General features: G+C 57.9%; 20 protein-coding genes. 13 read left to right on the plus strand and 7 right to left on the minus strand.

The features are described 5' to 3' along the window. Window positions 1-6: 6 nt before the first annotated feature. The 4 genes from DCC25_RS00295 to DCC25_RS00310 form a co-directional block, all read right to left on the minus strand. Window positions 7-1,329, minus strand: coding sequence for an ABC transporter substrate-binding protein (locus DCC25_RS00295; RefSeq protein WP_110098540.1), 1,323 nt, complete (start codon window positions 1,327-1,329; stop codon window positions 7-9). A 37-nt stretch (window positions 1,330-1,366) separates the two neighbouring features. Further along, a complete protein-coding gene (locus tag DCC25_RS00300) occupies window positions 1,367-2,218 on the minus strand; it encodes a carbohydrate ABC transporter permease (RefSeq protein ID WP_110098681.1) in 852 nt (283 codons plus the stop codon). Window positions 2,219-2,235: 17 nt separating this feature from the next. Next, window positions 2,236-3,207 (minus strand): carbohydrate ABC transporter permease, encoded by a 972-nt coding sequence (locus tag DCC25_RS00305; RefSeq protein ID WP_110098541.1) that lies wholly within the window; start codon window positions 3,205-3,207, stop codon window positions 2,236-2,238. 161 nt (window positions 3,208-3,368) lie between these two features. Beyond that, on the minus strand, window positions 3,369-4,616 hold the full coding sequence (locus DCC25_RS00310; protein WP_110100211.1) for an MFS transporter: 1,248 nt from the start codon (window positions 4,614-4,616) through the stop codon (window positions 3,369-3,371). A 167-nt stretch (window positions 4,617-4,783) separates the two neighbouring features. Between DCC25_RS00310 and typA the strand changes: the two genes are divergently transcribed. The 6 genes from typA (at window position 4,784) to DCC25_RS00340 (ending at window position 11,581) form a co-directional block, all read left to right on the plus strand. Then, a complete protein-coding gene (gene typA / locus DCC25_RS00315; protein WP_110100212.1) occupies window positions 4,784-6,685 on the plus strand; it encodes a translational GTPase TypA in 1,902 nt (633 codons plus the stop codon). A gap of 30 nt (window positions 6,686-6,715) precedes the next feature. Then, window positions 6,716-7,297 carry a hypothetical protein gene (locus DCC25_RS00320; protein WP_110100213.1) on the plus strand — a complete coding sequence of 194 codons (582 nt, stop codon included), beginning with the start codon at window positions 6,716-6,718 and terminating at the stop codon, window positions 7,295-7,297. Window positions 7,298-7,378: 81 nt separating this feature from the next. Continuing rightward, a complete protein-coding gene (gene fdxA / locus DCC25_RS00325) occupies window positions 7,379-7,696 on the plus strand; it encodes a ferredoxin (protein ID WP_110100214.1) in 318 nt (105 codons plus the stop codon). An 11-nt stretch (window positions 7,697-7,707) separates the two neighbouring features. Next, window positions 7,708-8,847 (plus strand): succinyldiaminopimelate transaminase, encoded by a 1,140-nt coding sequence (gene dapC / locus DCC25_RS00330; protein ID WP_110100215.1) that lies wholly within the window; start codon window positions 7,708-7,710, stop codon window positions 8,845-8,847. A 161-nt stretch (window positions 8,848-9,008) separates the two neighbouring features. Further along, window positions 9,009-10,292 (plus strand): citrate synthase, encoded by a 1,284-nt coding sequence (locus DCC25_RS00335; RefSeq protein ID WP_110098547.1) that lies wholly within the window; start codon window positions 9,009-9,011, stop codon window positions 10,290-10,292. Window positions 10,293-10,801: 509 nt separating this feature from the next. Further along, a complete protein-coding gene (locus tag DCC25_RS00340) occupies window positions 10,802-11,581 on the plus strand; it encodes a transglycosylase family protein (RefSeq protein ID WP_110100216.1) in 780 nt (259 codons plus the stop codon). 124 nt (window positions 11,582-11,705) lie between these two features. On the opposite strand, the gene DCC25_RS00345 is transcribed toward DCC25_RS00340, so the two are convergent. Further along, on the minus strand, window positions 11,706-12,710 hold the full coding sequence (locus DCC25_RS00345) for a transporter substrate-binding domain-containing protein (protein WP_110100217.1): 1,005 nt from the start codon (window positions 12,708-12,710) through the stop codon (window positions 11,706-11,708). Between the two features lie 105 nt (window positions 12,711-12,815). Here DCC25_RS00345 and DCC25_RS00350 point away from each other — a divergent pair, with 105 nt between their 5' ends. From DCC25_RS00350 to DCC25_RS00360, 3 genes are read left to right on the plus strand one after another with little or no spacing between them, the layout of a single operon-like run. Further along, window positions 12,816-13,625 carry a TIGR00730 family Rossman fold protein gene (locus DCC25_RS00350; RefSeq protein ID WP_110098682.1) on the plus strand — a complete coding sequence of 270 codons (810 nt, stop codon included), beginning with the start codon at window positions 12,816-12,818 and terminating at the stop codon, window positions 13,623-13,625. 12 nt (window positions 13,626-13,637) lie between these two features. Then, on the plus strand, window positions 13,638-13,988 hold the full coding sequence (locus DCC25_RS00355) for a DivIVA domain-containing protein (RefSeq protein WP_110098550.1): 351 nt from the start codon (window positions 13,638-13,640) through the stop codon (window positions 13,986-13,988). A 44-nt stretch (window positions 13,989-14,032) separates the two neighbouring features. Then, window positions 14,033-14,203 (plus strand): DUF3117 domain-containing protein, encoded by a 171-nt coding sequence (locus tag DCC25_RS00360; RefSeq protein WP_110098551.1) that lies wholly within the window; start codon window positions 14,033-14,035, stop codon window positions 14,201-14,203. Between the two features lie 7 nt (window positions 14,204-14,210). On the opposite strand, the gene DCC25_RS00365 is transcribed toward DCC25_RS00360, so the two are convergent. Beyond that, on the minus strand, window positions 14,211-14,882 hold the full coding sequence (locus DCC25_RS00365) for an O-methyltransferase (RefSeq protein WP_110100218.1): 672 nt from the start codon (window positions 14,880-14,882) through the stop codon (window positions 14,211-14,213). 227 nt (window positions 14,883-15,109) lie between these two features. Here DCC25_RS00365 and DCC25_RS00370 point away from each other — a divergent pair, with 227 nt between their 5' ends. The 3 genes from DCC25_RS00370 (at window position 15,110) to DCC25_RS00380 (ending at window position 18,085) form a co-directional block, all read left to right on the plus strand. Then, complete coding sequence (locus DCC25_RS00370; protein ID WP_110100219.1) at window positions 15,110-16,231, plus strand: zf-HC2 domain-containing protein; 1,122 nt, start codon at window positions 15,110-15,112, stop codon at window positions 16,229-16,231. Between the two features lie 46 nt (window positions 16,232-16,277). After that, window positions 16,278-16,748: a twin-arginine translocase TatA/TatE family subunit gene (locus DCC25_RS00375; RefSeq protein ID WP_110100220.1), complete on the plus strand. Its 471-nt coding sequence runs from the start codon at window positions 16,278-16,280 to the stop codon at window positions 16,746-16,748. Window positions 16,749-16,819: 71 nt separating this feature from the next. Then, the gene (locus DCC25_RS00380; protein WP_110098556.1) at window positions 16,820-18,085 is read left to right on the plus strand and encodes an alpha-hydroxy acid oxidase; all 1,266 of its coding nucleotides are present in this window, start codon (window positions 16,820-16,822) and stop codon (window positions 18,083-18,085) included. 174 nt (window positions 18,086-18,259) lie between these two features. Here the strand turns inward: DCC25_RS00380 and DCC25_RS00385 are convergent, their stop codons facing one another. After that, entirely contained in the window at window positions 18,260-19,426 is a 1,167-nt protein-coding gene (locus tag DCC25_RS00385; RefSeq protein ID WP_110100221.1) for an Mrp/NBP35 family ATP-binding protein, read from the minus strand. A 94-nt stretch (window positions 19,427-19,520) separates the two neighbouring features. Here DCC25_RS00385 and DCC25_RS00390 point away from each other — a divergent pair, with 94 nt between their 5' ends. Then, the gene (locus tag DCC25_RS00390; RefSeq protein ID WP_117328622.1) at window positions 19,521-20,378 is read left to right on the plus strand and encodes a general stress protein; all 858 of its coding nucleotides are present in this window, start codon (window positions 19,521-19,523) and stop codon (window positions 20,376-20,378) included. Window positions 20,379-20,395: the final 17 nt, after the last annotated feature.

Raw genomic sequence — 20,395 nt, forward strand, 5'->3', positions numbered from 1 at the left:
TCCGGATCAGTTCTCGATATCGTCGGCGATCTCGGTTTCGTACAGGCCCTCGAGCTCCTCCTGCAGGCTCTCGAGCCTGTCGCGGACATCGACGTCGTCGTTGGTCAAAATCTCCTGCAAGGCGCCACTGATAGCCAGGTCGCCACCGGGCAAGAACACGCGAGAATAGTCCTGAACGCGAGCGCGCTCAAGCTGGTCAACAGCCGTCTCAAATTCGGGAGTTTCATCATAGACGTCGCTCATCTCAGCATCGGTGCGCACCGGAACGTAACCGGTTCCGGCCGAAAATTCGGCGGTATTCTCCGAGTTGGTGACAAAGCCCAAGAACTTAGCTGCTGCCAGTTGCTCTTCCGGGGTGGACGAAGCCGAAATCATCAGGCCGGCACCACCGGTGGGGGTTTCACCTTCTGCTTCCGGACCCGAAGGGAGGAAGGCAACGCCAACTTCGAAGTCAGCGCTCTCCAGGACACCACCCAGGGAACCAGTGGATTGGATCATCTGGCTAGACACACCGGCGCTGAAATCATCGGCCTGGTCTCCCGATGCCACCGAGGCCCAATCACTGGTTGATTCTTGAGCAAATTCGAGAGCCTCAACGTTAGCGTCAGAGGACATGATCTCGAAGTCCCATTCCTCTGACCAAGCGCCACCATAACCCCACACGAGGTTAGCCATGGTCCACGCCGGGTACTCTGGCTGAGGCGGGTAGACGAAAGCGGAATCGGCGACATCAGCTTCCATGAGCTTCTCGGAAACCTCGGCGACTTCCTCCCAGGTCTCAGGAACTTCCTCGATGCCGGCCTCTTCGTAATGGTCAGCGTTGTAGTAGAACAGCGGGGTGGAGCGAGCGTAGGGCACACCATAGTGGGAACCCTCGTAGTTGTAGTCCTCGTAAAGGGCTTCCACATAGGTATCGGTATCGACTTCGGCTGCTTCCAGTACATCATCCAGCGGCAACAGCGAATCGTTGAGGTAGTTCGGGAACCAGGTGGCGTCTGAGAGCACCACGACGTCGGCGGTATCGCTACCACCAGTCTGATACCACTGCGAGGTTTCTTCGTAGTTACCGCCGGAATTGATCAAGTTGACCTCAATGCCAGTTTCCTCCGTGAAAGCCTCAATCATGCTTTCTTCGATGTCGACGGAAGCACCGGGGTGGTTGGACGCAAAGGTGATCTCATCGGCTGGTTCGATGCTGGACCAATCGATGTCGCTGGGTTCTTCCGGTCCGTCTCCGGAGGTGTCGGGACCGCATGCGGTCAGCGCCAGGGCGCAGATGCTCAGGGCGGCAACACCGCTGAGGACTCGGGGGGATCGAGGGGTCTTCATGGGTATTCTCTCCTTTAGTGGGTAGGGGTGAGGATGACTATTTGACCGCGCCCTGGGTCAGCCCGGCAACGATATAGCGTTGGAGCGCGGCGAAGATCAGTAGCATCGGAACGATAACCAGCACAGCTCCGGCCATCAGGATGCCGTAGGATCCGGGGGAATTTTCGATTGACTGCAACAGGTTGAGCCCCACCGGCAGGGTCATTTTCTCGGGGGTGTCAACGATGATCAGCGGCCACAGGAAGTTGTTCCATTCGTTGACCACGGTGACCAGTGTGACTGTCGCAATGGCAGGTAGGGAGACAGGCACGGCGATTTGCACCAGCTTGCGTAGGTGCCCGGCACCGTCGAGTTCTGCGGCTTCAAAGAGTTCCTTCGGTAGCGCCTTGAAGTTTTGGCGTAACAGGAACGTCCCAAAGGCCGTGCCCAAGCCGGGCAAGATAATTCCCCACAGGGTATCCCGGCCACCGAGGCTCGTGATGGTCAAATAGTTTGGTAACATCGAGACTTCTGGTGGCACCATCAGGGCGACCAGCATACCGAGGAAGATCAGATTTGCACCCGGGACCCGGATGAAGACCAGAGCGTATGCGGTCGTAATCGCCAAAATGACTTTGATCGCAGCGCCGATCGCGGTGACAATCACACTGTTGCGTAGCACTGTCAATAGCGGGACGCGATCGGCCACCGTGCTGTAGTTGTCCAGGGTCGGGTCTTGGGGAAGAACGGTGGGATCGGCGGTAATGATCTCCGCGGGTGGTTTGAAACTAGAAGAGACCATCCAGGCCAGCGGGAGCACAATGATCAAGAAGGCAATAAGCAACGGCAGGTAACCGGTCAGCAGGGTGTCGGCGAGATGACGAGGGGCAAAGGCTTTGCGCCAACTCATCGTGTCGGTTTCTTGGTTCACTGGTAGTGCACCTTTCGCTCGACGAACCGCATCTGAATCACGGTGATCAAGAACAGCGTGAAGAACAGGACCACCGCGATGGCGGCAGAGTAGCCGGCGCGCTGATAGGCGCCGAAGGACTGCAAATAAACCTCAAAAATAATCGTGTTCGTTCCGTGCCCGGTGGGTGTCATGGTCCGCAGGATGTCGAAGGCATTCGTCATCGAGAAGATGATGTTGGTGACCAATAAGAAGAACACGGTGGGGGTGAGCAACGGCAGCGTGACAGAGAAGAACCGGCGAATCGGACCGGCGCGGTCGATAGTAGCGGCTTCGATAAGGTCTTGGGGGATTGATTGCAGACCGGCGAGAAACACCACGGCGCAGAAACCCAGGTTCTTCCAGACATAGACGATGATGACCATCAACAGTGCCCAGTCTTCATCCAAATACCATTGCGGCGAGTCCAGGCCGAACCAGTCGAGAATGTGGCTCAGTGCGCCGCGCTCTGGGTTGAAGATGAAATTCCAGACCAGGGCGACACCCACGCCAGAAAGAACATAGGGCGAAAACACCGCGGTGCGGGCGACAGTGCGTCCGGGAATCTTTTTGTTGAGCACCAGGGCGATGAGCAAGCCCAGAATCATGGACCCGGCCACTGTTCCGAGTGTGAAGATCGCGGTGACCCGCCAGACCTCGAGGCCGTCATCAGAGGTGAAGAAACGAACGTAGTTATCGAGCCCGATCTGCGTCGCGGTGCTGGAGCCCAAACGCCAGTCCAAGGTGGAGTAATACATATTGCTGATCAACGGATAATAAATAAAAGCCAAGATCAGCAGGATATTTGGGCCAGCGAAGAGGAGAAAGAAGGTCCAGTTCTTGGACAGTCGTTTACGCCTGGCTTTGCGTCGTTCTGTTGCCAGTTCGTCTTGGTCGGAATCCTGCGATAACGCTGTTTGTTCCGGATCCCGGACGCGTACTGTGGACATTCCTGCCTTCCCCGTACGGTGTGAGTAATTGGCGCATTCGCACGCCAGCTACACAGTGTGAGGAACGGAGTTAACTATGGGATCACCAGGAGGTAAACGGTAGATGTAATACGTGTTGGTAGGTCGTGAATCGATCAAGGTGAAGAATGTGCCGACGCTGTTTATGATTTTGTGGTGACGATATCAAGCCTCGATAATTGAGATTCGATAGTTGTTTTTCGGGCGACGAAGAACCCGCAGATCAGGAGCACCATGATAGTGGCCATCATCACGATTAAGGGCGTTGTCCAGGAGCCCGTCGCGGAAAAAAGAGCCCCGATGCTCACCGGTCCGGTGGCGGCAATCATATAGCCGATGGGTTGGACGAAGTCGGAAAGTCGCGCGATGGCGGTGGGGAAGGCCCAGCCACCGAAACCGAAGAATATCGCCCAGATCCAGGCGCCGCCGGCTGGATCGATTAAGAGCCCAAGATATCCTGTTGCGGTACTGAGCCCGAGAGCGATGATCCAGCCACTGATGTTCTTGCTCCGGGAAATGATCCACGGCATGACGAACCCGCCAATGATAGGCACGGCGGACATGATCGAGACCAAGGCTCCGGAAACAGCGGGAGAGACCCCGGCGTCCTGATAGATCTGTGGGAGCCACCCGAATTGCACATAAGCGTTCATGGATTGGAACGCGAAGAACCCGGTCATGGCCCACGCCAGGGGGCTGCGGTAGATCTTCACGGAGGTAGCGGATGGGGTGACCGCCCGAGGCCGATCCCGACCCGTGTGCACCCACAGGAGGATGCCCATGATCCCCGGCACGATGGCTGCTACAGCCCAGAATCCCAGGGTTGCACGCCATCCGGTGATCTCCAGCGCTGCTCCCAGGCTCTGTGCTAAGGGGACTGCCGTCAGTGAGCCGAGTGCTCCCGAGGCAGTGACCACGGCAGAGTAGGTGCCCATTAAGCCCACCGTGGCGGTGCCGGCGTGGGTTTTGATCCAGGCTGGCGCCAGCACATTGCCGATTGCAATCCCGGACAAGGCCACAACGGTACAGAAGAGGAACAACCAGGCGTTCCCGGTAAGCGCTCGGGCCAGTCCGCCGATCAAGATCAGTCCACACCCCATGGTCAAACCTCCGGTGAGCCCGAATTGTTGGGCGAACCGGACGGCAACGAAACCCAGTGCACCGAAGCACAGTCCCGGTAGCGAGGTTAACACGCCGGCGCCCACCGCGCTGAGCTCCACCGACTCGGCAATATCGTTGAGAACCGGTCCCACGGCGGTAGCGGAGGTTCGAAGATTCAGCGCGAGGAGAATCATGAACCCCACCATTGCCCCCAGGCTCAAGGGCACGATCTTGCCCGCACCGTGGTCAAAAGTACCGGGGGAACTCGAGGTCGTGGAAGGTGTCGTCATAGCGGATTCCCTCTGTAGCGAGGCGTTGTGGCACCAGCACTGGTAGTCTCGGTGCTCTCCCGTATCATGGACAGGGCGAACCGGCCTTCGGGGCAGACCTGATAAAATTTGCACGGCTGTTGTGGCCAAATTTTACTGACTTTCCACTGTGAAGGAATAACCCGCTGATGACCCTAGCTCACCGCGAAGACCTCCGAAATGTTGCCATCGTTGCCCACGTTGACCACGGTAAAACCACTCTGGTTGATGCCATGTTGCGCCAGACCGGGGCGTTTGATGAACACGGAGAGACCGAAGATCGCGTGATGGATTCCGGGGAGCTGGAGCGCGAAAAAGGCATTACGATTCTGGCCAAGAACACCACTGTGTTCTACTCAGGCCCCTCAGCGACCGCTGAGACCGTGACCATTAACGTCATTGATACTCCCGGCCACGCCGATTTCGGTGGCGAAGTAGAACGTGGGCTGTCGATGGTCGATGGTGTGGTATTGCTCGTGGACGCCTCGGAAGGCCCGCTACCGCAGACCCGTTTCGTCCTGCGCAAAGCGCTGGAAGCCAACCTGCCGGTGATCCTGGTGGTCAATAAGACTGACCGTGGCGATGCGCGTATCGACGGTGTGGTTTCCGAATCGATGGACCTGCTGTTGGGGCTGGCCTCCGATATTGCCGAAGAGCGTGAAATCGACTTGGATGCGGTCTTGGACGTGCCGGTGGTCTATGCCTCGGGTAAAGCCGGTCGCGCCTCGCTGAATCAGCCAGCCGACGGCGACTTGCCGGATAGCGAAGACCTTGAGCCGCTGTTCGACACCATCATGAAGCGCATCCCGGCCCCGACCTACCACGAGGACGAAGTCCTGCAGGCGCACGTGACCAACCTCGACTCCTCGCCCTTCTTGGGCCGGTTGGCGCTGTTGCGCGTCTTCAATGGCACCCTGCGCAAAAACCAACAGGTCACCTGGGCGTACCAGGGTGGTTCACAAACCGTGAAGATCACCGAACTATTGGCCACCAAGGGATTGCAACGTGTCGCTGCCGAGGAAGCCGGACCCGGTGAGATCGTGGCCGTGGCTGGTATTGAGGACATTATGATTGGTGATACGCTCACTGATCTGGATCACCCCAAGCCGCTACCACAGATCACCATCGATGAGCCGGCGATTTCGATGACCATCGGTATCAACACCTCCCCGTTGGCCGGACGGGTCAAAGGCGCGAAGGTCACGGCCCGACAGATTAAGGACCGTCTAGACCGCGAGCTGATCGGTAACGTCTCCCTACGCGTGCTCCCCACCGACCGTCCCGACACCTGGGAGGTGCAGGGCCGTGGGGAACTGGCACTGGCCGTCCTCGTAGAGCAGATGCGTCGTGAAGGCTTTGAGCTCACGGTGGGTAAGCCCCAGGTGGTGACCAAGACCATTGACGGCACGATGCACGAGCCGATTGAACGGATGACGATCGATATCCCCGAAGAGTTCATGGGCGCGGTAACCCAGTTGATGGCCTCGCGCAAGGGCATTATGCAGGAGATGACGAATAACGGCACCGGCTGGATGCGCATGGAATTTACCGTCCCCGCCCGCGGTCTGATCGGATTCCGCACTCGGTTCCTGACTGACACCCATGGTGCCGGTATCGCCTCCTCGTATTCCGACGGTTATGCGCCCTGGGCCGGAGACATTAGCTACCGCTCCTCGGGGTCGATGGTTGCCGACCGTAGTGGGGTGGCCACCCCGTTCGCCATGATCAATCTACAAGAACGAGGCACCTTCTTCGTCCAGCCCGGTGCGGACGTCTACGAAGGCATGATCGTCGGAGAAAACTCCCGCAATGAAGACATGGATGTCAATATCACTAAGGAAAAGAAACAGACCAATATGCGTGCTGCCTCGGCGGAATCCTTTGAAGGGCTGACACCGCCGGCCACCTTAACCTTGGAAGAGTCCCTGGAATTCGCGCGTGAAGATGAATGCGTGGAGGTCACGCCCGAAGACATTCGTATTCGGAAGGTCGTGCTGGATGCCCATGAGCGCATCAAGATCTTCCGCGCTCGCCAGCGGGCCAAAGACTAAACCACACCACACCCAGGACGCATTCAGTTCATGACCGTTTTTCCACCCGAAGAGAACCCACCGGCACCGCCGGTCGCAGGCGAAACCGATCGAGATCGTCCCAGTCTCCGCCAGCCCATCGTGACCGCTGTGGGTGCGGTCTGTCTCGGAGCGCTTGTAGGGTTCCTCGGCAATGTCGTGCACTTCAACGTGGTCTGGATTGGGTCCGTTGCCCTGCCGTGGGGCGTGGTACTTGCCCTGGGTCTGGTGGTGCTGGCTGCTTTCTGGCTGACGAGTCTTACTGATCGGCTTTGGGCATCGGCAGTGACCATCCTGGCCAGCTACGGGATGGCCTGCCTGATGGCCTTTTGGCCCGGGGCAGATGTGTTCTCGGTGCCGGTTTCGGCCCTAGCCTGGCAGATGATGCCGGTGGAAGTGATTGCTGAAGCCGCGTGGTTGCTTGGTATTCCGGTTGTTGGCGTGGTGACCATGGTGATCCTGCGGGTGCAATTGTTCTCCCCACGTGGGGCAAAAACACAGCAGTCAACAGCCCAGCATGAGTCCGAGCCATGCTCCAGTACCAGCCCTGACACCTCGGCTTCACACGGGGCTCATCGGCCACAACAGCATTAGACTGGGTTGTCGACACACCCCTTCGAGCGAGGACACGTTGTCGCTGATCTTCGCTCCGCTCAGGTTCCCGAAGGATGATTCATGACTTACGTCATCGCGTTGCCATGCGTCGATGTGAAGGACCGTGCCTGCATCGATGAGTGCCCCGTCGACTGCATTTACGAAGGTGAACGGAGCCTCTACATTCACCCAGACGAGTGTGTGGACTGTGGGGCGTGTGAGCCAGTATGCCCGGTCGAGGCCATCTACTACGAAGATGATCTTCCCGAAGAATGGGAAGACTATTACGACGCCAACGTAGAATTCTTTGACGATCTCGGCTCGCCCGGAGGTGCTGCCAAAATGGGAGTCATCCCGAAAGATCACCCCCTTATCGCGGCACTTCCGCCCCAAGCCTAAAGAAGCCACAGATGGTCAAACTTCCGGTTTATCCTTGGGAAGAACTCACGCCCTATCGGCAGCGGGCAGAACAACATCCTGACGGCGTCTGCGATCTGTCGATCGGCTCCCCAGTCGATCCAGTCCCGGACTTTATCCAGCAGGCGCTGGTGCAGGCCAGTAACTGGCCTGGATACCCCGTTGCTGGCGGAGACGACCACCTGCGTCGAGCTATTGCTGAGTGGTACGCCCGACGCCGCAACGTTCCAGAGCTTGGTCCCGAACACACCGCGGCGACCGTTGGGTCCAAGGAACTAGTGGCCTGGCTACCCTTGATGTTAGGACTAGGGCCCGGTGATGTCGTGGTCCGCCCTCGGATCTCCTATCCGACTTATGACATCGGTGCACGACTGGCTGGAGCAGTCTCCATCCCCACCGACGACCTCGCAACGGTGGACGCTGAGACCGCAGCGCGGGTGAAACTGGTCTGGCTAAATTCTCCAGCCAACCCCACCGGGGACGTTCTGGACCGCGACCAGCTGTCCCGCACCGTAGACCACGCCCGCCAGCTCGGCGCAGTGATCGCCAACGATGAGTGCTACGCCGAACTGGGCTGGGACCACTGGGAAGATCATCGCGTTCCCTCCATTCTCGACCCCGTTGTGACACAAGGTGATCTCCGTGGGGTTTTGAGCGTGTATTCCTTATCAAAGCAGTCCAACATGGCCGGCTACCGAGCAGCCTTCATTGCCGGGGACCCCACGCTGATCGCTGAGCTGATCAATATTCGCAAGCATGCCGGAATGGTCGTGCCCGGCCCACTGCAAGCCGCCATGGTGGCGGCCTTGAACGACGACGAACACGTGGCGGTGCAAAAGGCCCGCTATCGAACCCGTCGCGGTCAGCTGATGTCGGCTCTGCGCCAGGCTGGGTTGGAGGTTCACGGCTCCGAAGCCGGGCTGTACCTCTGGGTGTGCCAACCGGGACGAACCGCGGATTCGGCGACCTCGCAAGATTCTTGGGACTTAGTGCGACGCTTCGCTGATGCCGGTATCGTCACCGGGCCAGGAGTCTTTTATTCTGAGGCTGGCAATGGGTACGTGCGGTTGTCGATCACCGCCCCGGACGACGTGGTGGCGGTCGCAGCTCACCGTATCAGCGTGGGCCTTTAGGACTCCGGCTGTCGAACTCGGTCAAGATGACCTAGATGACGGAGTAAGAATCGTTATTTTCTACCCATTGTTGGTAAGTTATACATGTTGAATGTGTCGTGCCCAACAATGTCTGTGGCACATCGTGATCCTCAAACACACCTGATGAGGGAGAAGCACCAATGAGTGGGAATGATCAAGCCACGCTGAATCTCGGCGCTGACAACCTCGAGCTCAACCTCGAGAAGGCGACCGTCGGAAACAACGGCATCAACATCGCACCGTTGCTCAAAGAAACCGGGACCGTCACCTACGATCCTGGATTCATGAACACCGCAAATACCCGCTCAGAGATCACCTATATCGATGGTGACAACGGAATTTTGCGCTACCGGGGCTATCCGATCGAGGAACTAGCCAAGCACTCCTCGTTTTTGGAAGTCTCGTACCTGTTGATCTACGGCGAACTGCCCTCAGCCAGCCAATTGCAGGCCTGGGACGACAATATTCGCCGTCATACGATGTTGCACGAAGACATCAAGGATTTCTTCTCCGGCTTCCCGCGGGACGCTCATCCGATGGCCGTGCTGTCCTCGGCTGTTTCAGCACTGTCCACCTTCTATGCTGATTCACTGGATCCCTTCGACGAGGAACAGGTCCACATCTCCACCATCCGCTTGATGTCGAAAGTTCCGGTGATTGCCTCTTACGCCTATAAAAAGGCGATTGGCCAGCCGATGCTCTACCCGGATAACTCGCTAAACTACGTGGAGAACTTCCTCCGACTATGCTTTGGCGTTCCGGCTGAGCCCTACGAGCTGGACCAGGATATGACCGACGCTCTGGACATGCTCTTGATCCTGCACGCTGATCACGAGCAAAACTGTTCGACCTCCACCGTACGTTTGGTCGGCTCGGCCAATGCCAATATCTTCGCTTCGGTCTCGGCAGGTATTAACGCCCTGTTCGGCCCGTTGCACGGGGGTGCTAACGAAGCAGTGCTGAACATGCTGCGTGAGATCCAAGCATCTGGGGCTACCCCTGAGCAGTTCATGGAAAAGGTCAAGAACAAAGAAGACGGCGTCCGTTTGATGGGCTTCGGTCACCGTGTCTACAAGAACTACGACCCGCGTGCCCGTATCGTAAAGTCCACCGCCGAGAAGATCTTGTCTAAGCTGGGCGGTAATGACGAGTTGCTCGACATTGCCATGCGCCTGGAAGAAAAGGCCCTGGCTGATGACTACTTCATCGAGCGCAAGCTGTATCCCAACGTGGACTTCTACACCGGTCTGATCTACAAAGCTATGGGCTTCCCAGAGCGGATGTTTACTGTTCTGTTTGCGCTAGGTCGCTTGCCCGGCTGGATCGCCCAGTGGCGTGAAATGATGCAGGATCCGGTCAAGCGCATCGGTCGCCCACGTCAGATCTACGTGGGCGAAGACGAGCGCCATTACCCGGGCGCCTAGGGGCATCTTCCGCGATACTTTGTCAGGCCCCGACTGTCCCGTGCCTCGACCGCACCGGACAGTCGGGGCTTACTCGTTAATCCGGGCTGTATGTTATCGGTCACATCTCACCGTGGGCTAGGACATCCCGAAACTGAGTAGACCATCAAAATATGCTGAGCATCCGGGTATATTTTTCTGTGATTTGACCCCCTTTTTCTCAGGGAATGTGTAACAAACTGGTCACATTCGGCTCGATTTTGGCTATCTGAGTCGCTGAGTATCCGCTGAAGACAGCCGATCACAAGGCATTATGTGAATTACCTGAACTTGGCAGGTGGGGGTGGATTGTCACATTTTGATAACGACTAGATCGCATGTAGTGTGGCCATTCGAGTTCAGCACAACAGGGCAAGCCGGTGGAACCGCCGTGTTCACGTCTTGTCCGCCGCGAGGACACCGCGTCTCGAGGCACGTGCTCGAACAGACCTAGACCCAACGCCAAATGGCGCAGGAAGGAAACAAAGACCGTGAACACCACTACTGAGAATCGTGTCGCTACCCAGCCGAAGAAGCGTCGCGGTAAGTTCGCTGCGACCTCCGTTCTGGCCGCAGCAGCTCTAGCCGCTCCGTTGCTGGGTACGATCGATACGGCCTCCGCAGCCCCGGATTCAACCTGGGATGCCCTGGCCGAGTGCGAGTCCGGTGGTAACTGGTCCACCAACACCGGCAACGGCTACTACGGTGGTCTGCAGTTCAACCCGAACACCTGGCAAGCCTATGGCGGTTCTGGTAACCCGGCTGATGCTAGCCGTTCCGAGCAGATCCGCGTCGCAGAAAACGTCCTGGAGGGCCAGGGCTGGGGTGCATGGCCAGCTTGCTCCGCCAAGATTGGCGCCTCCGGCGAGGCCGAGCCACGTCAGGCTACCAGCGAGACCGAGTCCAACCAGAGCTCTTCGCAACAGCAGACTCAGCAGCAGTCCCAGCAGGCCGAGCAGCAGGCTCAGCAGTCGCAGCAGGCTCAGCAACAGCCTCAGCAGGCTCAGCAGCAGCCCCAGCAGGCTTCGACTGGCAAGCACGCTAACCAGTCCACCGGCTACGATGCTCCGTCCAGCTCCGCAAAGGCTGGTTCCGGTCCTCAGCACGCAGCCGGTTCGGCAAACTACACCGTGCAGGCCGGTGACACTCTGGGCAAGATCGCACAGCGACACCAGGTGTCTGGCGGTTGGGAAGCCATCTACCAGGCTAACTCCGGAACTATCGCTGATCCGGAGCTGATCTACCCGGGCCAGACCCTGGTTATTCCGTAAGGAGCGACCGTCCCGCAGGGGTAGACGCGTTGTTTCAGGCCGTGTTCCTTGGTAGCCCACTTCGATGGCGGGTCAAGGGCACGGCCTGAAGTGTATCTAGAACAATAGCCGCGTTGGACCGTGGCTACTTCTGCTCATCCTCATCGGGTGTTTCTGAGCAGTATTCGGTGGTGATATCAGTGGCCTGAGGTAGTTGGAGAGTGTAACCACCAGGGAACCCGGAGTGGTCGAGGAGTGATTCGAGCTCTCCGTCGGTCAGATCCTGACTGATTGCCTGGGTGGTTGCGATACAGCCGGTGGTCTCCGGTGCGAATCCGACCCAATAGAACGACGACTCAGTCAACTCGTCGGGAAGTGCATCCACAGGATCCTCGTTTCCAGCGCTCTGCGAGGCCTCGAGCAGTTCGTCCCAGGAATAAAAATAGGCTTCGGCAGGAAGTGCATCCTCAGAAAACAGGCCAGCCAAGGCCAGGTCGTCCCCGGCCACGGCGTCGTATCGACCCGATTCCAACCCGGCGGCGCACTCACCGTAGGTATTCTGGACCGTGATTTCGCGACCGGGGTGATCATCAATGTCAGCGCTTGATCCTGCCACAATACACACACTGGCGTCATTGAGATCGGACAGATCTGAAATCGTGACCGGACCAATCAGTTGCTCCGATTCCTTGGAAGAGCTCGTGGCAGTTGGTGTCGCGTTATCGTTGGGCACTGGCTGAGACGCGGTGATTAATGCTGGTGAGATCGTGGCGTAAGGGCCAGCCCACTGGACGCCATCGCTGGTGTCAGGAACTCGTTGGCGCGCGATGACCAGATCCGCCTCGCCGGTGGTGAGCATGGAGGTAGCCTGCTGGCTGGTGGCGTGGGCTAAGCGAGCCCACGACAGTTCTGATTCGTCGTCCACGACCTGTTTCTCAGTGACCAACCGGGAGGCTAAATCCGCTTCGGAACCGGTGACATTAGATGGCTCTGTCCCCGAGCTCAAGCCGGGCGCGTCGACTCCCACAGCCACTACCACGCTGTCCTCTGGGGCTGGGCCTGGAGTCAGCGGTTCTTCGGGATCGCCACAACCAGTTAGCACGAGCGCCAGAAGCGACCCAAGCGCAGCCAGCGCCTGTGCTGAGGACATAGCAGGGTGGGGTGAGCGTAACATCGGCTGAGAGGTTGGCAGGCTCAATGAGGACGGATCAAAAGGCACGGTTAAAGTATGTCAGATCTCGCTAAAGTGGCAGTCATGACTACTTGCTCTTCCCGAGGATCTGCCGACGATGAACTGTCCCAGCAACGGGTTCGCCGTGGCCCCCAGGTGTTAGGGCACCAACGACGAGACGAACCGACGTTTGACGAGTTGTTATTCGAATCCGAGGGAGCCAAATCGTCCCACAGGCATAGCATCGATCCGCCGTCCTCAGACGCCTGGCGCGTCTTGCGTATGCAGGGAGAGCTGGTTGAAGGTTTCGGGGCGTTGGCGGGAACCGGCCCTGCTATTTCGGTCTTTGGCTCCGCTCGCCTCTCCGAAGGTAGCCTCGGGTATGAGTTGGGAATGGAGATCGGCCAGATGCTGGTGCAAGAAGGCTACGCCGTGATCACCGGTGGGGGACCTGGCGTGATGGAAGCAGCCAACCGGGGCGCTTGGCAGGCCGAGGGGGATTCCATCGGGCTCGGCATTGAATTGCCCCGGGAACAGGGGCTCAACCAGTACTTGAGCCTTGGGATCAACTTCCGATATTTCTTCGTCCGCAAGTTGATGTTTTTGAAGTATTCCCGGGGATTCGTGGTGCTACCGGGCGGAATGGGGACCCTTGACGAGCTCTTTGAAGCGCTCACGTTGGTTCAAACCGGAAAGGTCAGGGCGTTTCCCGTCGTGTTAGTGGGACGCGAATTCTGGGGATCATTGGTGGAGTGGATGGAGCATCAACTTGTGGGATCGGGAACGATCGACCCCACTGATCTGGACCTCTTCTGCGTAGTGGACACCGTCGATGAAGTTCGAGAACAGCTCCGTGCCCACAATCAGGTAGCGATATCCAAGGGGAGTTCATGAGATACTAGGAACATGGGCGTAAATCTGTTCTTGATTGAAATCCTTGCACTGGGGGTCGTGGCCGTTGCTGCGATTGCGTTGGCGCTGGCCAAGCCGCAGGTTCGCCATCTGGTTCGCCCGTTGGCCGAACCCGAGCGGGCCCTTCCACCGGTGTTAGTCCCGCCGGCTGATCGGCTCCGTCCCGACGACATTGACCAGATACGTTTTTCGACGGCGTTGCGAGGATATCGGGCAGATCAAGTGGACCAGGTGCTGGATCGACTAACTGAGGCTCTGGCCGAACGCGACCGTAAGATCATTGAGCTGGGTGGAACTGTACCGGTTACCGACGAACGCTCGGCAACTCCCCAGTCGGATCAGTAGTCGCCAGCGCTGTGAGTAGTAAACTAGAAGGGAACTGAGACTGTATGGCAGCGATGAAACCACGAACCGGAGACGGTGTATTGGAAGTAACCCGGGAGCCCCGCAAACTCGTGATGCGGATCCCTGCTGACGGGGGAGGCCGTCTCGTCGTGGAACTCAACGACGAAGAAGCTCAAGCGCTCAAAGACGCCCTGGAGCAGGTCCTGGCGAAGTAGCAGCATCTCATCCCTGCGTAGCTACAGCGCGGATTGCGATCAACACACCAGAACCTGTGGGAATCACCGTGGAATGCGACCAGACATCGGTCTGTTCAGCCAGTGTTTTACCCGCCTGACGTAAGGCTACGGTGGTCTGGTCACGGACCGCAGGACGTGGCACGCGATCACCATCAAAGGCGTCGTTGATCACCAATAGTCCGCCCGGACGCAAAAGTCGGGCGGACTGTTCTACATGGAAACCCAAGACCAGCGGGTCGGTATCAATAAAGACCAGGTCATAAGCACCCGTTGATAGCCGGGGTAAAACGGTGCGACCGCGACCGGTAATCAACCGGGTTCGCGAAGGAACGTACCCATCGGCGACGAAGCTCTCCCGAGCACTGCGTTGAGCCTCAGCGTCGGGATCCAATGTGGTCAGAACTGCACCTCGTGGTGCTCCACGCATCAACGACAACCCGGACACCCCAGCGCCGGTACCTAGCTCTACTATCGTCCGGGGGGCCTTGGTGGCCGCGAGAACAGTCAACAACGAGGCGGTGCCTTCGGTCACGGCCCGGATTCCGAGTTCTTCGGAACGTTCACGCGCTGTGAGCATCACCTCGTCCTCGACAGGGCGGGCTTCTGCAAAAGCCCAGCTGGCGTGTTTATCGGTCTGATGCGGGCTCAGCGCCTTCATGAGGGGAGACTCCTTTGGCTTCGCTCGTGAGTGTTGTCAATGAATCGGACGAGAGGTACGTGACGATTCCCAAGACACTGCCCCCTTATTGTACGGGCTTTGTCCTCCGAGCCACCGAGATCCGAAATGAGGCCGGCTCAGTTCAGAGTTTTCTCAGATTTCAGCACGAGAATAGCCCCATGGCCAACTCCGCGATTTCTCATCAGAGAAAGAAGAGGCGTGCCTAAATGTCGAAAACGCTCACCCACTTCACGGTTCACCCGACGATGCGCATCGATGCGTATCTGGAGGGGGCGCTGTCACCACACGCCGAGGCGAAAGTGCAACATCATCTGGCGCATTGTCCCCAATGTCGCGAGCTGTGCCGGGAGCGGGCTTTAGCCCTCGACGTGGTTGAACGTGCAGCGAAGACCCAAGAACGCGTCAATCCCTCACGAACTGTCTTCGAGGTTGAGTCGGCTGAACCCGAGGATTCCAGCCCGGAGACATCCACGCAGGACTATGTCGCTCGCCTGAAGACACAGGACGGCGTTCCCGGGTGGAAAGTCGTGATCGGGCTGGGAGTGATCTGTTTAGTGGCTTCCGGAATATTACTGACGGCGTGGTTTATGGGCGGACAGAATACTCAGGCTTCGACGGAAGTAGCAGATGATGAGCTGTTGCCCCACAATCTGCGGGTGTCTCCACTATCGTACAGCACGGCCACAACCGGTGGTCGTTCTGCGCTGGACACCTGGTCCTTAACCGAAAGCGAACATGATGCTGCCTCGGCCATGACTGGCTCGAGTGCGCCTTTAGACATGATCGGCCGGCGAGTGGCAACCAGCTCTGTTCCAGAGCTACGAACGACAGGATGGTCAGTACCCCGCCTTGGACAGTTGAATATGACCCAGGGACCAACCGTGGTCAACCGTGGCGAACGTTGGGCAACCATTTCGACAACCTATACTTCCCCCGGAGCCCTCAGCGATCAGCCCGGCGACAACAGTATCGATGCGCAGAACCAAACGGTGGTTCGACAGTGCAAGATGCTCGATGAACGCGACGGGGTGTCTGGCTGTGCCGTCGATGAGAGCTTATTAGATTCGGATCAACTCAGCCCGCTGGAACCCAGCGCCGAAGATGCAGTGATCCACGTGTACCCCGACGAGTCCTGGACAGCGCTGTTTGCTACAGATCAGACTCTGTACCGGGTCGATTCCAACACCCCCAAATCTGAGGCATCTGGCATGATTCGAACTATTGCGGTGTTCCAGCGTTCTCTGGTTTCTGACGCCCAAGGAGCCGATGACTCTGTTCTGGACCGTGTCGATGACGGGCTGACGCAGATGTTTTCGTCGTCAGAATGACACCGCAAACACTGCTGATGCTTGGCTACTGAGCTAGGCTAGGAGAATGAATTTTTTCGGTATCAACGGTAGCGAGCTCCTCGTTCTGGTGGTGCTCGTGCTTCTGCTGTTGGGGCCGGAAAAAATCCCAGAATATACACGGTCGTTACGAGATTGGATTCGGAAGCTCCGCCAGATGGCAGAGGGGGCTAAAAACTCCTTCAAAGAAGAGACCGGAACCGATTTCAATGATATCGACTGGGCGAAATATGATCCTCGGCAGTACGATCCCCGGCGCATCATCCGTGAAGCGCTAGCAGAACCCCTCGATGATTTCGGAGCCTCCAGCACCCAACTGGAGACGCCGGCCAGCAAGAAATCGTCGTCTCAGAATCAACCAGCCTCGATCCAGCATGCACAGGTGTCTGGAACCGCGACCGGTCTGACGGCTGTCTCTGACGAAGACGTCGCCTCTGCACAGAACCCCGAAGATACCGACGAAAATCCGTCCACCCCTTTTGATAACGAAGCCACCTAAAGGTTTCGACGTCACGTCCTGCCACCCCGAATGACGGCTTCTGTGTCGTCCCATGAAGGAGACAAGACATCATGGTCAAACGTCAGCTACCTAAGATCAACGAGCTTGCTGAACTGATGCAATTCAAGAAGCCGCAGCTTAACCGCAGGAAAGCCCGTTTGGACAAGGCCCTGACCATCTGGGATCTGCGCGAGTTGGCCAAGAAAAATACGCCGGTAGGACCATTTGACTATACCGACGGTGCCGCAGAATCAGAAGTGTCCATTCAACGAGCTCGTCAAGCTTTCCAAGACATTGAATTTCACCCCGGAATTCTGCGTGATGTCTCCCAGGTCGATACCTCCACAACCATCACCGGTGGGAAATCTGCGTATCCGTTCGGGATTGCCCCGACAGGGTTCTCACGCATGATGCAGACTGAGGGAGAAGTTGCCGGTGCCCGTGCGGCAGCCCGCTGTGGAGTGCCCTTCTCGCTGTCCACGATGGGCACCACCTCGATAGAAGATGTGGCAGCAGCGGCTCCCAACGGGCGGAACTGGTTCCAGCTGTATGTGATGAAAGATCGTGATGCCACCTACGACCTGGTCCATCGTGCTTACTCGAGTGGTTTTGACACGCTGTTCTTCACCGTTGATACTCCGGTGGCCGGTCAGCGGCTACGCGACACCTATAACGGTTTTTCGATTCCACCTCAGCTGACTCCGATGACGGTCATTGGCGCGATTCCGAAATACCACTGGTGGTTCGATTTCCTGACCACTCCGACTTTGGAATTTGCCTCCCTCACCAAGACCGGTGGTACCGTTTCCGAACTGATTGACACGATCTTCGATCCCTCGATCAACGACGAGGATTTGCGCATAATTCGCGACCTATGGCCCGGAAAATTGGTGGTCAAGGGCGTACAGACCCTCGAAGCAGCCACAAAGCTTGCCGACTTCGGGGTGGACGGGATCGTGTTGTCGAACCACGGCGGACGGCAACTAGACCGTGCCCCCGTGCCCTTTGAGCTACTTCCCACAGTCGCTCGTGAGGTCGGAGCCCAGACCGAGATCATGATCGACACCGGCATTATGCACGGTGCCGATATCGTGGCCTCCATCGCGTTAGGCGCCGACTTCACACTGGTAGGTCGCGCTTGGTTGTACGGATTGATGGCCGGTGGTGAGGCCGGGGTGGACCGGATGCTTGAAATCCTCACTAAACAGCTGACCCGGACTATGCAATTGTTACAGGTTACCAGCGTGGACGAGCTGGGACCCCAGCACGTGACCCAGCTAGAGCGACTCAACGTGCGGCAACGGATTTCTCGCGAGGAAGAAGTCAGTCGCCCCTGATGAGTGCGAGATCTCGTGCAACCGTGTGACGGCCCTTAGACGTATGCTATGACTCAGCGTGTAGATTCCGAGGCATCAAAGACCCACCGGGGGTACCGTGCTATTGGGATCATTTCGGTGGGGGCTGGCCTTGGGCGCCACTTGTACGGTACCTTTACCCAGAAATCCAGCTGATCAGCTCATCATGGGTGAGCCTATTTGGGCGGTTTCGACCAAGCGCTCGCTGATAATCTGTAACGACCTTCCGCTGGGAGAGTCTGGATGAGAAATGATCGTGGGCTGACCTTGGTCAGCATCGGTGCGAAGAATTGGGTCCAGGGGGATTGTCCCTAAGAGTTCGACCGGGTCGTGCAGATGCTCCGCCAGATGCTGGGCAACCTGTTTGCCACCGCCGGCTCCAAAAACGTCCATCACGGTGCCATCCGGGAGGGTCATCGGCCCCATATTCTCAATGACTCCGGCTACCGCCTGATGGGTTTTGGTGGCTAGTTCTCCGGCTCGAGCAGCAATATGGGCAGCAGCATACTGCGGTGTGGTCACCACCAGAAGCTGGGCCTGGGGGAGTAGCTGTGCAACTGAAATAGCAATGTCTCCCGTCCCCGGTGGTAAGTCCACCAGCAGGACATCGAGCTGGCCCCAATGGACATCGCCAATGAACTGTTCCAGGGCACGGTGGAGCATCGGTCCCCGCCAAGCCACCGGTTGGTCGGTGTCGAGAAACATCCCAATCGAAATCGTTTTGACTCCATAAGCCACCGGTGGCAAGATCATCTCTTCCAAGCGAGTGGGGCGGGTCGTGATCGAGAGCAAACGCGGGATGGAAAAACCGTGAATATCGGCATCAATTAAGCCCACCCGGTAGCCACACTTGCTCAACGCGGTGGCCAGATTTGCGGTTACCGTTGACTTACCGACTCCACCTTTGCCCGAAGCTACGGTGAGCACCAGTGGCTGGTGGGGATCCCCAGCGCTCGCGGCGGTTAAACTCGAGGAATGGCGTGAACGCAGGGAATCAACGAGTTTTCGGCGTTGCGTGCTGTCCATGGGACGTAGAGCTACCTCGACGCTACTCACCCCGGGCAAGGAGACCAGGGCGTTGAAGACCTGGTCTCGTAGCGTGTCTTGCATCGGACACCCGGGCGTGGTCAGCAGGATCTCGGCGCGAAGGTGATGCGCAGGAACTTCTTCAGATGCGGGTGCCTGACCGGAAGTGTCGTCCACAGATGCCGTCACCGCAGACACCATCCCCAAATCAGTAATGGGGACGCGAATCTCCGGATCCTCGATGTGACGTAAACGAGCCAGGGCAATCTGTTCAAGTTCGCTGATGTTCCTGGACATAGTTCTACTGTAGGTCAAGGCTAGACTCGACGCTATCAGCCAAACAATGTGCGTTGACTTGGATTCACTTCTGAAAAATGGGGAGAATAGAACTATGTCTATGAATGCCGGTTTTACCGACCCCCTCGGCCAAGGTCTGCCCCAGGGACAATTATTGGGAAATTATCGTCACTTTGACGATGCGCAGAAGGTTGTCGACCGGTTGGTCGAAGCCGGTATTAATGTGGATCATTTTCATATTGTTGGACGCGACGTGCGCCTGGTGACGTCCTTGCGCAATCGTTCAGGATATCCTGCCGTGGTCGGCAGGGCCGCCTTGCAGGGGGCATTTTTTGGCCTGCTTATCGGGCTGTTGATCTCGACCTTGATGCCAGCCCAAGCCCCATTCCAAATTCTAGCCTCGGTTGCTTTGGGCGTAGGTGTGTGGGTGATCTTTGGTGTCATCGGGCATGCACTGCGTCGACGTGCTGGTAAGTACGACTACATACCCCGATTCGCTGCCGTGAGTTTCGACTTGCTGTGCGACTTTGCCGTTGCTCACCAAGCCAAACAAATCATCGGGCCCCAACCGATGCCAACCAGTCCGACACCGGCCCATCAGCCTGGCTCGACCGGTACCACCGCCCCCGAAACACCACCGCCAAGTGGCCAGACCGGTTCTTCTCCCACCACCGCGCAGACCCCGGTCCAGGAGCCCTCGGAGGCCTCCACCACCCGGTCCGGGTTCCCAGACCTTCCCGACGGCCGGCCACAGTTCGGTGCCCGGATTGATGACGCCTCTCAACCCCGACGCGAAACAGAACCCCATGGTGATGCCAGCGCTGATCCATCCGCACCATCGGAGCCATCCGAGTCATCCGAGGCATCAGAGAAAAAGGCCAGCGACGGAACCCAGAGCTCCCTATCTGAGCAACCTGAGCCCCGTCGCAAGACTTCGCAGGAGGATCACTAGCTTATCCCCTGCACCGA

Source organism: Auritidibacter sp. NML120636, from assembly GCF_003185945.1.
GTDB classification, from domain to species: domain Bacteria; phylum Actinomycetota; class Actinomycetes; order Actinomycetales; family Micrococcaceae; genus Auritidibacter; species Auritidibacter ignavus.